This window comes from Campylobacter cuniculorum DSM 23162 = LMG 24588, assembly GCF_002104335.1.
In the GTDB taxonomy this organism is placed as follows: Bacteria; Campylobacterota; Campylobacteria; order Campylobacterales; family Campylobacteraceae; genus Campylobacter_D; species Campylobacter_D cuniculorum.
The window spans coordinates 1392131-1407102 of the sequence record NZ_CP020867.1 but is presented as its reverse complement, the minus strand read 5'-3'; the positions used below and the strand labels follow the sequence as shown (position 1 = coordinate 1407102).

The 14972-nt window shown below is 32.7% G+C and carries 12 protein-coding genes; all 12 read left to right on the top strand.

What is annotated here, in order from left to right; genetic code table 11:
* Positions 1–73 precede the first annotated feature (73 nt).
* The 12 genes from CCUN_RS06930 to CCUN_RS06875 all read left to right on the top strand — a co-directional run bounded on the left by CCUN_RS06930 (position 74) and on the right by CCUN_RS06875 (position 14969).
* On the top strand, positions 74–739 hold the full coding sequence (locus tag CCUN_RS06930; protein WP_027305880.1) for a cell division ATP-binding protein FtsE: 666 nt from the start codon (positions 74–76) through the stop codon (positions 737–739).
* On the top strand, positions 726–1532 hold the full coding sequence (locus CCUN_RS06925) for an ABC transporter permease (RefSeq protein WP_027305881.1): 807 nt from the start codon (positions 726–728) through the stop codon (positions 1530–1532). The genes CCUN_RS06930 and CCUN_RS06925 overlap by 14 nt, the downstream gene beginning before the upstream one ends.
* Positions 1529–2719, top strand: coding sequence for a murein hydrolase activator EnvC family protein (locus tag CCUN_RS06920; protein WP_035175838.1), 1191 nt, complete (start codon positions 1529–1531; stop codon positions 2717–2719). Before CCUN_RS06925 ends, CCUN_RS06920 begins: the two co-directional genes overlap by 4 nt.
* A gap of 55 nt (positions 2720–2774) precedes the next feature.
* Positions 2775–3494, top strand: a complete 720-nt coding sequence (gene pyrH / locus CCUN_RS06915; RefSeq protein WP_027305883.1) for a UMP kinase — start codon at positions 2775–2777, stop codon at positions 3492–3494.
* A gap of 7 nt (positions 3495–3501) precedes the next feature.
* Entirely contained in the window at positions 3502–3723 is a 222-nt protein-coding gene (locus tag CCUN_RS06910; RefSeq protein ID WP_027305884.1) for a DNA-directed RNA polymerase subunit omega, read from the top strand.
* Positions 3710–5911 carry a RelA/SpoT family protein gene (locus CCUN_RS06905; protein WP_027305885.1) on the top strand — a complete coding sequence of 734 codons (2202 nt, stop codon included), beginning with the start codon at positions 3710–3712 and terminating at the stop codon, positions 5909–5911. The genes CCUN_RS06910 and CCUN_RS06905 overlap by 14 nt, the downstream gene beginning before the upstream one ends.
* Complete coding sequence (gene tyrS, locus CCUN_RS06900; protein ID WP_027305886.1) at positions 5908–7110, top strand: tyrosine--tRNA ligase; 1203 nt, start codon at positions 5908–5910, stop codon at positions 7108–7110. Before CCUN_RS06905 ends, tyrS begins: the two co-directional genes overlap by 4 nt.
* Positions 7110–8201, top strand: coding sequence for a nitronate monooxygenase (locus tag CCUN_RS06895; RefSeq protein ID WP_027305887.1), 1092 nt, complete (start codon positions 7110–7112; stop codon positions 8199–8201). The genes tyrS and CCUN_RS06895 overlap by 1 nt, the downstream gene beginning before the upstream one ends.
* Positions 8201–10051: an N-acetylmuramoyl-L-alanine amidase family protein gene (locus CCUN_RS06890; RefSeq protein ID WP_035175842.1), complete on the top strand. Its 1851-nt coding sequence runs from the start codon at positions 8201–8203 to the stop codon at positions 10049–10051. The genes CCUN_RS06895 and CCUN_RS06890 overlap by 1 nt, the downstream gene beginning before the upstream one ends.
* Before the next feature lie 119 nt (positions 10052–10170).
* Positions 10171–12006, top strand: coding sequence for a bifunctional tRNA (5-methylaminomethyl-2-thiouridine)(34)-methyltransferase MnmC2/FAD-dependent 5-carboxymethylaminomethyl-2-thiouridine(34) oxidoreductase MnmC1 (mnmC, locus tag CCUN_RS06885; RefSeq protein WP_027305889.1), 1836 nt, complete (start codon positions 10171–10173; stop codon positions 12004–12006).
* Between the two features lie 105 nt (positions 12007–12111).
* Complete coding sequence (locus tag CCUN_RS06880; protein WP_027305890.1) at positions 12112–13251, top strand: hydrogenase small subunit; 1140 nt, start codon at positions 12112–12114, stop codon at positions 13249–13251.
* 2 nt (positions 13252–13253) lie between these two features.
* Entirely contained in the window at positions 13254–14969 is a 1716-nt protein-coding gene (locus tag CCUN_RS06875) for a nickel-dependent hydrogenase large subunit (protein ID WP_027305891.1), read from the top strand.
* Positions 14970–14972: the final 3 nt, after the last annotated feature.

Below are 14972 nucleotides of genomic sequence, written 5' to 3'. Positions count from 1 at the left end.
ATTTAAAATTTTGCTTGAATTTTAAGCAAAAATAAAGCAAAATTATGAATACAAAAAATTGTAAGGAAAATGAATGCCCTATCTTATAAAAGCAGAACGATTGACTCTAGGTTATGATGAACTTGTGATTAAAGAGGCAAGTTTTGCTTTTAAAAACGATGATTTTGTTTTTATCACAGGGAAAAGTGGAAGTGGAAAAAGCACACTTTTAAAGTCTTTTTATGGGGATTTAGAATTGCTTTCAGGACAGCTTGAAGTGTGTAAAACATCTATGAAAAACATAGGAAATTTAGAGCTTTTAGCCTTGCGTCAAAAGATAGGAATCATTTTTCAAGATTATAAGCTCATTCAAGAATACAGCGTAGAAAAGAATGTTATGCTTCCTTTGATGATTAAAGGTTATAGCAAAAAGGTTTGTAAAGAACAAGCTGCAAAGCTTTTAAAGCATGTCAATTTAACTTTTAAAGCCGATAAAAAACCCGACCAGCTTTCAGGAGGGGAGCAACAAAGAGTCGCGATGGCAAGAGCCTTAGCTCACAATCCAAGACTCTTGCTTTGTGATGAGCCTACTGGAAATTTAGACGAATATTCTTCGGATATTATTTGGACGCTTTTAAAATCTGCTAGAGAGCTTTTAAACACTTGTGTTGTGGTTGTCACTCACAGAATTCCTAGCAATTTAAGACTTAATTATAGAAGATTTAATATAGAAAATGGAAAAATGAATGAAATTTTTTAAAACACATATCTCTTTGATTTTACCTTTGCTTTTTATGATGTTTGCTTTTGAGTTTATTTTGCTTACGAATTCAACTTTAAATTATTATGAAAAACTTGTGAATAAAGACTATAATATCATCATTACAAGCACTTCAAATCTTGATGAAAATATAATAAAGACAAAAATTTCTTCTTTTGTAAGTTTTGAAATTTTAGACCCTAAGGATTTAATCGAAAGACTAAAAAAAGACATTTCAGATAAAAATTTAAAGATTTTAAGAAATTCTTTACCAAAATTTTATAGCATAAAACTTAATCATTTGCCCAATCAAAGCGAATTAAACACAATAAAAAATCAGCTTTTGAGTATAAATGGCATCAGTAAAGTTGAAACCTTTTCTAAAACTCATGACAAAATTTATTCTTTGCTTGTTTTGGTTAAGCTTGTGTTTTGGTTGTTTTTATTCATTATCATTTTACTTAGTTTTGTGCTATTTTTAAAACAAATGCGAATTTGGCTTTATGAACACACTCAAAGGGTGGAAATTATGTGTTTGTTTGGAGCACCTTTTTGGTTTCGTTCTTTTATGCTCTATCGTGTGGTTTTTGTGGATTGTTTCATTTCTTTTTTAATTCTTTTGCTTTTTTTTACCCGTTTTTATAATCTTACTTTCATACAAGAGAGCTTAAAAGCTGTGGATATTGTTTTGCCTCCTGTGAATTTTATTGTGCATTTGGGTGGAATTTTTCTTGCCACTCTCTTTGTTTGTTTGATGTGTGTCAATTTTGTTATGTTTAGGGTGAAAAGATGAGGTTTGTTTTATTTTTATCTTGTATTTTGACCTTTATTTTAGCGAGCACAATCAACGAAAAGACTAAAAATTTAGAAGAAAACAAACGCATACAAGAACAATTGAATAAAAAATTAGAAGATTTAGCAAGTGATATTTTAAATGGCGAAAAAAGCTTAAAGGAATTAAGTTTGCAAATTCAAACTCTTAATTCCCAAACTTCAAAGCTCGAAGAAAGTGCAAAATTACAAAATAAAGAACTCAATACACTCAACAATCAAAACAAAGAATTGCTTCAAAACAAAGCTTTGATGGAAAATAAGCTTGTTTCACTCATCGCTAAAGATTTTGCTTATGATTTGCCTATACCACAAGGCTATATTGAAAGTGAGGAAAGTTTTATGGCTTTTGAGGTTTTAGAAAATGTGGATAAGGTTTTAAGAGAGGAAATTTTTAATCTGTCTAAAAATTATGAGGAGGTGAGTCGTTTGATTGACGAGAAACAAGAGCAGATTAAAAACATTCATTTAAGTCTTAAAAATTACAATGAGCAAATTTCTAAGCTTAGAGATTTAAGACAAAAACAAGTTGATGAAATCAATAAACAAAAAACTGATAGAGCCATCTACACTAAAAAGCTTGAAGATTTAAAAGCCCAGCAAGATGAACTTAGAAATACTTTAAATCAACTTAAAATCATAGAAAATAAAGAACAAGAGGAAAAAAAGACAGCGAATCAAAACATCTCAAAAGTACCAAATAATAATCAAACCATAAGACAAATCGGTTCAAGTTATCAAGGCACAAATATTAAAAAATACACAGGTAAAAAAACCATAGCCCCGCTTGATTCTTTTGTTGTTAAACAAAAATTTGGAAATTATGTTGATCCCATTTATAATATTAAAATTTTTAATGAAAATGTGGTTTTAAGAAGTAAAAAATCTGATGCAACGGTTAAAAGTGTTTTAGATGGAAAGGTTGTTTTTGCTAAAGATACAAGTATGCTTCAAAGAGTTGTGATTGTTGAGCATAGCGATGGAGTGCATACAATTTATGCCCATCTTGATAAAATCGCACCGACTATAAAAGCGGGTAAGAATATTAAAAAAGGTGCTGTGCTTGGAAGAATCAAAAATGATTTAACTTTTGAAGTGACTCAAAAAAATTTTCATATCAATCCTTTAGAATTAATCAGTCTAAATTAGCTAATTTTAATACAAATTAAACTATAATCTTACTAAATTTAAGGAGAGGGAGATTATGGAAGATAAAAAAAGAGTTTTAGTTAAATTTTCAGGAGAGGCTTTAGCGGGAGATAATGGCTTTGGCATTGAAAATTCTATCCTAAAATTCATCGCTTTAGAAATTAAGAGCTTAATAGAAAATCATATCGAAATGGGTATCGTTATAGGCGGAGGAAATATCATACGCGGTGTTTCGGCTGCAAAAGGCGGACTCATTAAGCGAACAAGTGGAGATCATATGGGTATGCTTGCAACGGTGATTAATGCTATAGCCATTCAAGAAGCCTTAGAGAGTTATGGACTTGAGGTGAGGGTGCAAAGTGCGATTAAAATGGAGGCTTTTTGTGAAACTTATATTATGAGAAGAGCTCAAAGGCATTTGGAAAAAGGACGCGTTGTGATTTTTGCTGCGGGGACAGGAAATCCGTATTTTACTACAGATACTACAGCAATTTTAAGAGCAGTTGAGATTGGGGCGCAAATGGTGATTAAGGCTACAAAGGTCAATGGAGTCTATGATAAAGATCCTAAAAAATTTAGTGATGCTGTATTTTTAAACAGCTTAAGTTATGATGAGGCTATGCGAGATAATATTAAAGTTATGGATGATACAGCCATAGCCCTAGCTAAGGACAACCAGCTTCCTATCGTCGTTTGCAATATGTTTAAAGAGGGGAATTTGCTTAAAATTCTTCAAGGCGATACAAGTCTTTGTTCTATCGTTAAAAATCAATAAAGGAGAAATTATGCAAAGAATCGAACAAATAGCTGCTAAAGCTTTAGAAAAAATGGGAAATGACCGCTATCATCTTGCCTTAGTGGTCGCAAAAAGAGCTGAACAGCTTGCTGATGGAGCTATGCCTTTGGTTGAACTTGATAAAAATAAATTCAAATTAGCAGATATTGCACTCTATGAAATTGCAGAAAGCAAAATCACTTTAGAGGGTTTAGTTGAAAACATTTGATGAAGAATTTTTACTTGAAAAATTAATCGAAGAGATTAAAAATTGTAGAAATTTAGAAAATGCACAAAGAATTCTTTACCGGGTCTGTGAAAAAGATGAGGTTTTAGAAAAAGCGGTGCAACGTTGTATTGCTTATCATCAAGGACAATTGAGAAAAAGCGGTGAGCCCTATGCAGTGCATCCTATTTTAGTGGCGAGTTTGGTAGGATTTTTAAGCGATAGCAGACCGACTATTTTGGCGGCACTTTTACACGATGTGATTGAGGATACTGATTGCACTGAAGAGGAACTAAGAGAAGAATTTGGTTCTGAAGTTTTAAGGCTTGTTTTGGGATTGACTAAAATCATAGAAATTAGAGAAGATAATCTTATTAGCTCTAAATCAAAAAAAAATCTCACCAAATCCGCACTAACCTTTAGAAATATGCTTTTAGCAAGTATAGAAGATGTGGGAGTTTTGATTGTAAAGCTTTGCGACAGACTCCACAATATGCTCACTTTAGAGGCATTAAGAGAGGATAAACAAAAAAGAATCAGTGAAGAAACCTTAGTTGTTTATGCTCCTATTGCACACAGACTTGGAATTTCAAGCATTAAAAATTATTTAGAAGATTTGAGTTTTAAATATTTAATGCCCGATGAATATAAACAAATTTATAATTATATCAACTCAAAAAATCAGCAAATGCAACTTGGATTGAATGATTTTATATCTAAAATTGAATTATTATTTTTAAGCAATGGTTTCAGACAGGGCACTTTTGAAATTCAAAAGCGTATAAAACACAGCTATTCTATCTATCTTAAAATGCAAAGAAAGGGCGTTGGTATCGAGGAGGTGCTTGATTTATTAGGGGTGAGAATTTTAGTCAATAAAATTTCTGATTGTTATTTGGCTTTAGGAATTTTGCATACAAATTTTAATCCCTTAATCTCGCGTTTTAAAGATTATATCGCTTTACCTAAACAAAATGGCTATCAAACGATTCACACCACACTTTTTGATACAAAAAATATTATTGAGGCTCAAATTCGTACTTTTGATATGCACAAGATTGCCGAATTTGGAATTGCTGCACATTGGAAATACAAAGAAGAGGGCAGTATCGCGGCTCCAAAATTGGATTGGCTTACTGATATTTCTATGCAAAATGCTAATCAGCTTGAAAATGCAGAAGATTATAATGCCATCGAGCTTTACGAATATGCTAAAGATAGCCTTTATGTTGAGGATATTGCTGTGTATTCTCCTAAGGGCGAGATTTTTACCCTTCCACGCGGTGCAACGGTGCTTGATTTTGCCTATGAAGTGCATACTAAGATAGGTTTGCATGCAAAAAGTGCCTATGTCAATCGTGTCAAAGTTCCCCTTTTAACAGAGCTTAAAAATGGAGATATAGTTCGTATTGTAACTACAGATGAAAGATTTTATCGTTGTTCTTGGATAGATAGTGTTAAAACAGGCAAGGCTAAAGCAAACATTAGAGAATTTTGCAAACAAAAAATCAGAGAAATTGATTTTACGAGTGCGATTAATATGCTTTGTTGTGTTTTTCGCACACATAAAGAGCAGATTGAAGATTGGATTAAAAAAGAAAATTTAGGGCGTAGAATTCATCAAATTTCTAGCGATAATGCTTATTTTGAAGATATAGTCAATGCCCTCAAAAAATATGCTAAAAAATCTTGGTTTAATAGGTATGAAATCAGGGAACAAAAAATCGGACATTTTTTATTTTATTCTAATAACAAAATTTCTAATGTGGAATTTGATTATTGTTGCCACCCTAAAAAAGGCGATTCTATCATTGCTTTTGTTGAAGGCGGAAACGCAATTGTGCATCATAAACTCTGTGATAAAGCTGAACAAATGCTTAATGAAAATAAAGACATGATATTTATAAAATGGGATTCTAATATCCCAAAACAATATAAAGTGATTTTTTCTTTAGAAAATAAAAAAGGAATTCTAGCCGAATTTTTAGTTTTACTTGCTAAAATGCAAATTAATTTATTGACCATCAATCTATCGAGTAATTCTTATTCAGCAATGGATTATTTTGAAATCACTATAGAAATTCCAAACAATCTCAAAGTTGAAAATGTCCGCGATAGACTGAAATCAAGTTATAAAATTTTGGATTTTACTTCCTTAAATGACGCATATAAAGAAGGTGGTTTAGAATGAATTTAAAAGATATTTTAGCAGAAGTTAAAAGAGCTTGTGTGGAAATTATTGATGAAGAAAAAATTGAGAATTTAATCAAAAATTACTATGAAAAAGGCGAAAATTTTTATGTTAAAATCGGTATGGACCCAACTGCTCCTGATTTGCATTTAGGGCATAGTGTGGTTTTATCCAAGATGGCATTTTTGCAAAAACACGGAGCCATCGTTCAATTTTTAATCGGTGATTTTACGGGGCAAATTGGCGATCCTAGCGGAAAAAATGCGACAAGAAAAAAGCTGGATAAAGAAGAAGTTTTAGAAAATGCTAAAACCTATGAAAAACAGGTTTTTAAAATTCTTGATAGGAAAAAAACTCAAATTGAATTTAATTCTAAATGGCTCAATGCCTTAGGTGCAGCGGGTATCATAGAGCTTAGTGCGACTTTTAGTGTGGCAAGAATGCTTGAACGCGATGATTTTACAAAGCGATTTAAGGAGCAAAGTCCTATTTCGATTTGTGAATTTTTATATCCCTTGCTTCAAGGTTATGATAGTGTGGCATTAAAATGTGATATTGAAATGGGAGGTACAGACCAAAAATTTAATCTTTTAATGGGGAGACAGCTTCAAAGAATTTATAATGTTGGAAAAGAACAGGCTATTATGATGATGCCTTTACTTGAGGGATTAGATGGGGTCAATAAAATGAGTAAGAGTTTAAACAATTACATAGGAGTGACTCAAAAAGCTGATGATATGTATGCTAAAATTCTAAGCATTAGCGATGCATTGATGTTTAGGTATTATGAGCTTTTGAGTGAAAAAAGTTTGAGTGAAATTCAAAAGATAGAAGAGGAGGTTAAAAAAGGCTCACTTCATCCTAAAATTGCTAAAGAAAATTTAGCCCTTGAAATCACACAAAGATTTCACAATCAAGAAGAGGCAATGCAAGCAAAGGCTGAATTTGATAGAATTCATTGTGCAAATCTTTTGCCAAGTTCTATGCCTGAATTTGAAGTGGAGGGTGAAATTTGGCTTGTTAAGGCTTTAGTATTATGCGGTTTAGAAAATTCAAGCTCTGCTGCAAGACGTTCAATCAGTGCAAAGGCAGTGAGTGTTAATTCACAAAAAACTCAAGAAGAACAAATGCAGCTTGGAGTGGGGGAATACATTTTACAAGTAGGTAAGAGAAAATTTGCAAAATTAAAGGTTAAATAATGGATTTAAAACCCTTAAAAATAGGAAAACACACGATTAAATATCCAATCTTTCAAGGTGGAATGGGATTAGGCATTAGTTGGGATAAACTTGCTTCAGCTGTATCCTTAAATGGTGGGCTTGGTATTATTTCATCTGTTGGAACAGGATATTATGAGAATCTTGCTTATGTGGATAAACAGCTCAATCTCAAGCCTTATGGAAGTGAAAATTTTTATTCTAAAAAAGGTTTGCAAAGTATTATCAATAATGCTCGAAAAATTTGTGCAAATGCACCTTTGGGTTGTAATATTTTATGTGCAAGCAATGATTATGCAAGAATAGTCAAAGATGCTTGTGAAGTGGGTTTTAATGTCATTGTTTCGGGAGCGGGTTTGCCTACAAATTTACCCGAATTTAGTATGGACTTTCCCGATGTGGCTTTGGTGCCTATTGTTTCTTCATCTAAGGCTTTAAAAATCATTTGTAAAAGATGGTCATCAAGATACAATCGTTTGCCCGATGCTGTTGTGCTTGAAGGTCCTAAAAGCGGAGGGCATCAAGGTTTTACTTATGAGCAATGTTTGCATCCGGATTATCAACTTGAAAAACTGATTGAGCCTGTAGTCGAGGAGGCTAAAAATTGGGGTTCTTTTCCTATCATTGCTGCAGGAGGAATTTGGGATAAAAAAGATATAGAAAAAGTTTTGTCTTTAGGAGCAAGTGGAGTGCAAATGGGGACGCGTTTCATAGGGACTTTTGAGTGTGATGCGAGTGCTGAATTTAAAGAGCTTTTAATTGCTTGTAAAGAAGAGGATATTGAACTTATCAAATCTCCTGTGGGTTATCCTGCAAGGGGGATTCGAACTCATTTGCTTGATTTGGTTGATAAAAGAATGGGACCAAAGATTAATTGCACGAGCAATTGTGTTGCTCCTTGCGGACGCGGAAAAGAAGCAACTAAAGTAGGATATTGCATTGCTGATAGGCTTTTTGATGCTTGGGCAGGTAAAAAAGAAACGGGGCTTTTTTTCACGGGTGCAAATGGTTATCGTTTAGAAAAATTGATTAGCGTTAAAGAGCTTATGGATAAACTTGTTAATGGGGAATGATGTTTAAAATTTTATTTTCGATTTTTATATTGATAAATCTTTGTTTTGGAGCCTTTGAAAAAGAGCTTGAATATTTTGATAAGAATTTTCTCACTTCAAAATATAACACTCAAATCAAATTTCATCATCAGCTCAAAAGTTTTTATATACAAAGCGTGATTAATGAAAATGAAAAAGAAAAAATCGAAGTTTTAAAACGACTTGTAATCAGTTGTAGTGTTTTAAATTTAGACGATACAAGCTATGTTAATGAGCTTAAACAAAGCGGTATGAGCGATATGAATATCGATACTTTAAGGCAAATTTCTACTCAAGAAATGAAAGCACAAAATGCTGTTTTTACACCAAATAATGATGAAAAACTCATTTTAACCGCAGCAAAAGAAAATTCTAAAAAAAAATATCTTTTAAATTCGAAACAAATTCAAGCAGGAGTGGAGCTTTGGCTTGATTTTAACTTAGAAAAAAATGATATTAAAACCATTATTCTTGATGAAAAAAATAATTTTCGTTATATTATGGATTTTGAAGCCATTTTAGAAGGGGGTAAAAAGGATTATAAATTCGATGATTTTAGCATCACTCTCTCGCAATATAATCCCAAAACCATTCGTATGGTTATACGCTCTAAAGAAAAAATTCCTCTCAATCTTAATTTCAATCAAAAAACTTTTACCATTTTAGCAAATCAAACTCAAAAGACAAAAAATAATTCCAAAGAAGAGCCTCAAAAAGAGCAAAAAACTCAAACACAAACCGCACAAAAAAAACAGGAAAAACCACTTTATGTATTGAAAACTACGAAGTTTTCAGAAGGTGTGAGTTTGAATTTAAACAAAGATTTAAGTGCCGATGAACTTTCTGTACTTAGCACTAAAGACAATAAACTTTTTAGAAAAATCATAAGCTTTGAAGGAATTTTAGAAGGCGGAGCTAGAAATTTTAATTTTGGACAACAATTCATCACAATTACGCAGTTTAATCCTAAAATTGTCCGCATAGTGCTTAGCTCACCTAAGGATTTTGAATTCTCTAAAGAATTAAAAAATAAAAATTTAAAAATTTATTTTTCAAATTTAAATCAAGAAAATTTAACCCCAAACAATAAAAAAACTCAAGAACAAAGTTCAAAACAAAATTTAAACACAAATCCGCTTAACTCAAATTTTAAATCAGGTAAAGTCATAGTCATTGACGCAGGACATGGAGGCAAGGATAGCGGAGCTTTAAAGGGAAATTTGAAAGAAAAGGATATTGTTTTAAATACTGCTTTAAAAATTGGCAATGAACTTAAAAAAAGAGGTTATAAGGTCTTTTATACAAGAAATAAAGATAAATTCATCAATCTTAGAGATAGAACTAAAATTGCAAATGATAAAAAAGCGGATTTATTTTTATCCATTCACGCTAATGCAGTCGCAAGTGATTCCAAAGCCAAAACTTCGGAAGGTCTTGAAACTTTCTTTTTATCTCCTGCAAGGAGTCAGCGAAGTAAAAATGCCGCTGAAAAAGAAAATCAAGGCGATTTTGAAGAAATGAATTATTTTTCCAAACAAAGCATTTTAAATTTCTTAAATCGCGAAAAAATTGTTTCATCAAATAAACTTGCAATCGATATTCAAAAAGGAGTTTTAAGCCAAACGCGTAAAAAATACAAAATTGTCGATGGTGGTGTAAGGGAAGCTCCGTTTTGGGTTTTAGTTGGGGCTCAAATGCCCGCAATTTTAATTGAGATTGGTTATATTACGCATCCTAATGAAGGAAAAAGAATTGCAAATAAAAATTTCCAAGAACTTTTAGCTAGAGGCGTCGCTGATGGGGTTGATGGTTATTTTTATAACAACCGATAGAAAATTTTAGTTTTAAAAATACTCAATTTCTGTTTAAAAAAAATTTTGATGAATCTTTGAAGATTGAAATTGATTTAAATTTTTGTGATTTTTAAATTCTTTATAGAAAGGTTTTTCTAGTGAAAAAAGCTCGTTTGGTTTTTAAAAATAACACGCCTTTTTCTTTAGATTTTGATGATTTTTATTTTAACTCAAATGATGGCATAAATGAAAGCAAATATATTTATAGTGAAGCTTTTGATTGGGATGAAAAAGATGAATTTATCATTGCTGAACTCGGTTTTGGCATAGGTTTAAATTTCTTTTTAACCCTGCAAAGATTTTTTAAGTCTAAAAAAGCTCCCAAAAGGCTTTTTTATGTGAGTGTGGAGGGTTTTTATATAGAAAAAGAAGAATTAAGATTATGCTACAAAAAACTTGGAATTTATGAAGAATTTAAAGAATATTTAGAGGAATTTTTACTCTTTTATCCTAAATGCAAACATGGGTATTATCGTTTTTATTTTAAAAATTGTTTTTTAGATCTTATTTTTGATGATGTGAGTGTTTTAAAAAAACTTGAATTTCAAGCGGATATTTGGTATTTAGATGGCTTTGCTCCACGTAAAAATAAAGCAATGTTTGAGCAAGATTTAATGCCTCATTTGGCAAGACTTTCTAAAGAAAATGCCCAAATTTTAACTTTTTCTGCTTCGAGTTTTTTGCAAAAAAATCTTAAAAATTATGGCTTTATTGTTGAGAAAATACGAGGCTTTAAAAAAAGAGAGATGATAAGGGCAAAATTTCAGCCAAAGAGTCAAAATTGCGACAAAGAAGCGTATTTTGCAAGAGTAATGCAAAGCATTCCTAATAAAAAAATTGCCATTATAGGAGCTGGAATTTGTGCAGCAACTCTAGCTTATGAGCTTAAACTTAGAGATTTTGAAGTGAGTGTTTTTGAAAAAAATTCAATTTTAAATCAAGGTGCGAGCGGAAATGAGAGTGGAATTTTAAGCTCTTTGATTTTAAAACCTGAAGTTGCTTTAGGAGAATTCTCGCAAAATGCTTTGATTGAAGCGAGTCGTTTTTATAAAAAAATTCTTAATTTAAATCTCAATGGAGTGTTTGAATTTGCCCATACTTTGGCTATGGAGCAAAGATTTTTAGCTCAAAGTCAAAATATCTTGTTTAAAATTGAGAAAAATCAAGCTTTTTTAGAAGATGCAGGGGCAATTTCTCCTAAAAAAATTGTTGCAGATTTGTTTAAACTTAGCGAGGCGAAATTATATTTTAATCACGAATTTATAGGCTTTGAGTATGAAAACGAAAAATTCATTTTAAAGTTCAAAAACAATTTAAAAAAAGAAGATTTTTCAATCTTAATCTACGCAATGGGAGCGGATACAAAAGACTTTTTAGCCTATGAAGAAATGAAGTTGAGTAAGGTTCGCGGACAAGTAACGCATTTAAAACCCTTTTGCGACACACAATTTGCTCTTTCTTCTAAGGCTTATATATGTCCTGCAAAAGATGATTTGCAAGTAATTGGTGCAAGTTATGATAGGCTTAATTCTAATCCTTTGCCTCAAAATAGCGATGATGATGAAAATTTAAAAAATATTAAAGAATTTTTAAAAGGTGATGAAAAACTTGAAATTAAAGGTTCAAAAGTGGGTTTTAGGTCTTATTCAAGCGATAGATTTGCTATAATTGGGGCTGCTTATGATGAAAATTTTTATAAACAAAATTATAAAGCTTTGTTATGGACTAAAAACAAGCCTCAAATTCCACCTCAAAATATCCCTAATTTGTATCTTAATTTCGCACACGGCTCAAGGGCTTTTAGCACGAGTGTTTTAGCAGCTCGTTATCTTTGTGCTTTAATCAACAATGAACCTTTAGGAATTTTTAAGGATTTTGTATCCTGCATTCATCCTGCAAGATTTTTGATACGCAAACTCAAAAAAGGCTTATAACAATAAATTAAAAATTAAAATAAATTTAAATTTTTAATCTAGTTTTAAAATTTTTTACTTTATTATATTAGAGAATAATTTAAAATAATAATTTAAGGAGAAGCAATGGTTGATTATACGCAAATTAAGTCTCGCTTAGCAGAGCTTGAAAAGCTTCCTTCTTTAAAATCTAACAATTCTATTCCAAAGGCTTTAGAAAAAGCAGGTTTTACGCGAAGGGATTTTATGAAATGGGCAGGAGCTATGACAGCCTTTTTAGCATTGCCAGCTAGTTTAACACCTATGGTGGCAAGAGCAGCTGAACTTGCAGACAGATTGCCTGTGATTTGGCTTCATATGGCTGAATGCACAGGCTGTTCTGAAAGCTTATTAAGAAGTGATACTCCAACGATTGATAGTTTGATTTTTGATTATATTTCTTTAGAATATCACGAAACAGTTATGGCTGCAAGTGGTTGGCAAGCTGAAGAAAATTTAGAAAGTGCAATGGAAAAACATAAAGGCAATTATGTCTTAATGGTTGAGGGTGGAATTCCTATGGGAGATACAGAATCTTATTTAACCATTGGACCACACGGAAAAACAGGTTATAAAATTGCACAAGAAGCTTCTAATAATGCTAAGGCTATTTTAGCTATAGGAACCTGTTCTTCTTTTGGCGGAATTCAAGCAGCAAGACCAAATCCGAGTAATGCTCAACCTTTAAGTAAGGTTACAAATAAAACTGTGATTAATGTGCCGGGCTGTCCTCCAAGTGAAAAAAATATTGTGGGTAATGTATTGCAACTTTTATTGTTCAAAGAGCTTCCTAGCCTTGATGTCTATAATCGTCCAAAATGGGCTTATGGATTTAGAATTCACGACCTTTGCGAGAGAAGAGGACATTTTGATGCGGGTGAATTTGTCCAAGCTTTTGGTGATGAAGGAGCTAAAAAGGGATATTGTCTCTATAAAGTAGGCTGTAAGGGACCTTATACTTTTAATAATTGTTCAAGAGAAAGATTCAATCAACACACGTCTTGGCCTATTCAAGCCGGACATGGCTGTATCGGCTGTTCTGAACCGAGTTTTTGGGACGCAATGGGACCTTTTGAAGAGCCTATGGCTTCGCATAAATTTGATACGGTTTTTGGGCTTGGTGCGGATAGTGTTTCAGATAAAATTGGTATCGGGGTGCTTTGTCTTACCGGAGTTGCGATTGCAGCACATGCTGTTATATCTTCTACACAAAAAGATAAGGAATAAAAATGAGTCAAAAAATTATCGTAGATCCTATTACAAGAATTGAAGGACACTTAAGAGTCGAGGTTATTATTGATGAAAATAATGTTGTTCAAGAGGCTTATTCAGGTTCAACTCTATGGCGTGGTATTGAGGTGATTGTCAAGGGAAGGGATCCTAGAGATGTGGCTTTTATGACGCAAAGAATTTGTGGAGTTTGCACCTTTTCTCATTATAAAGCAGGAATTGTTGCCGTTGAAGATGCCTTAGGAATCGTTCCGCCACTTAACGCACAGCTGACTCGGACTTTGATGAATGCGGCTTTATTTTTACATGACCATATAGTGCATTTTTATCAACTCCATGCTCTTGACTGGGTGGATATAGTGAGTGCTTTGAGTGCCGATGTAAAAAAAGCAAGTGATATAGCCTTTTTATATACGCCAAATCCTTATGCTACGGGTGCAGATAAACTTTTAGAAGTGCAACAAAGAATCAAAACTTTTGTAGAAAAAGGAAATTTAGGACCTTTTGCAAATGCTTATTATGGACATTCAACTTATCATTTAAGCCCGGAAGAAAATTTAATCGCTCTTTCTCACTATCTTGAATGCTTAAGAATTCAAAGAATCGTTGCTCAATGTATGGCAATTTTTGGAGCTAAAAATCCTCACCCGCAAAGCTTAACCGTAGGAGGAGTAACCTGTGTGATGGATCTTTTAAATCCTTCAAGAATGGGCGAGTATTTGGTTAAATTCCAAGAAGTGGCGGATTTTGTAAATCGTGCTTATTATCCTGATTTAGTTATGGCAGGAAAAGCTTATGCAAATGAAGCGAGTGTTTTAAATGATGTCGGGGTTAGCAATCTCTTTACCTTTAAAGAATTTCAAATCGGAAAAGATGAATGGCTTTTTGAAAGTGGTATTATTAAAAATGGTGATATCAGCAAAGTTTATGAGGTTGAAGAGGATAAAATCACAGAAGAGGCTACACATTCTTGGTATGCAGATGATGAGCCTTTACATCCTTATGATGGTAAAACAAATCCAAATTACACAGGTTTGATTGATGGAGAAAGCATAGATCAGCACGGACAAAATACACATAGTAAGGTCTTTGATACGAAAGGCAAATACAGCTGGATTAAAGCTCCTAGATATGATGGAGAGCCTATGCAAGTGGGACCTTTGGCAAATGTTGTTGTGAATTATGCAAAGGGCAATAAAAATGTCGTTCCTGTGGTTGATGGTTTTTTCAAAGAAACAGGACTTCCTTTAAAAGCAGTTTTTAGCACCTTAGGCAGAACAGCGACACGTTGTTTGGAAGCAAAAATCGTAGCAGACAATACTTTAAAAGCTTTTAATAACTTAGTAGAGAATTTAAAAGTCGATGAGAGCACTTGTTCTCCTTATGTGATTGATAAAAACAAAGAATATAAGGGTCGCTATATAGGTAATGTTCCTCGTGGTACTTTGAGTCATTGGTGTAGAATTAAAGATGGTGTCATTGAAAATTGGCAAGCTGTTGTGCCTTCAACTTGGAATGCAAGTCCAAAGGATTCAAAGGGTGTTGGTGGAAGTTATGAACAATGTTTGATTGGACTTAAGATTGCTGATGTAAAACAACCGCTTGAAATCATTAGAAAAATTCACTCCTATGATCCTTGTATAGCTTGTTCAGTTCATGTTATGGATACTAAGGGCAATCATTTGAATGATTATAAAGTGAATGTGAATGTATAAGGG

Coding starts and splice junctions, on each gene's coding strand:
- CCUN_RS06930 (WP_027305880.1), top strand. CDS start 74: ATGCCCTATCTTATAAAAGCAGAACGATTGACTCTAGGTTATGATGAA.
- CCUN_RS06925 (WP_027305881.1), top strand. CDS start 726: ATGAAATTTTTTAAAACACATATCTCTTTGATTTTACCTTTGCTTTTT.
- CCUN_RS06920 (WP_035175838.1), top strand. CDS start 1,529: ATGAGGTTTGTTTTATTTTTATCTTGTATTTTGACCTTTATTTTAGCG.
- pyrH (WP_027305883.1), top strand. CDS start 2,775: ATGGAAGATAAAAAAAGAGTTTTAGTTAAATTTTCAGGAGAGGCTTTA.
- tyrS (WP_027305886.1), top strand. CDS start 5,908: ATGAATTTAAAAGATATTTTAGCAGAAGTTAAAAGAGCTTGTGTGGAA.
- CCUN_RS06895 (WP_027305887.1), top strand. CDS start 7,110: ATGGATTTAAAACCCTTAAAAATAGGAAAACACACGATTAAATATCCA.
- CCUN_RS06890 (WP_035175842.1), top strand. CDS start 8,201: ATGTTTAAAATTTTATTTTCGATTTTTATATTGATAAATCTTTGTTTT.
- CCUN_RS06880 (WP_027305890.1), top strand. CDS start 12,112: ATGGTTGATTATACGCAAATTAAGTCTCGCTTAGCAGAGCTTGAAAAG.
- CCUN_RS06875 (WP_027305891.1), top strand. CDS start 13,254: ATGAGTCAAAAAATTATCGTAGATCCTATTACAAGAATTGAAGGACAC.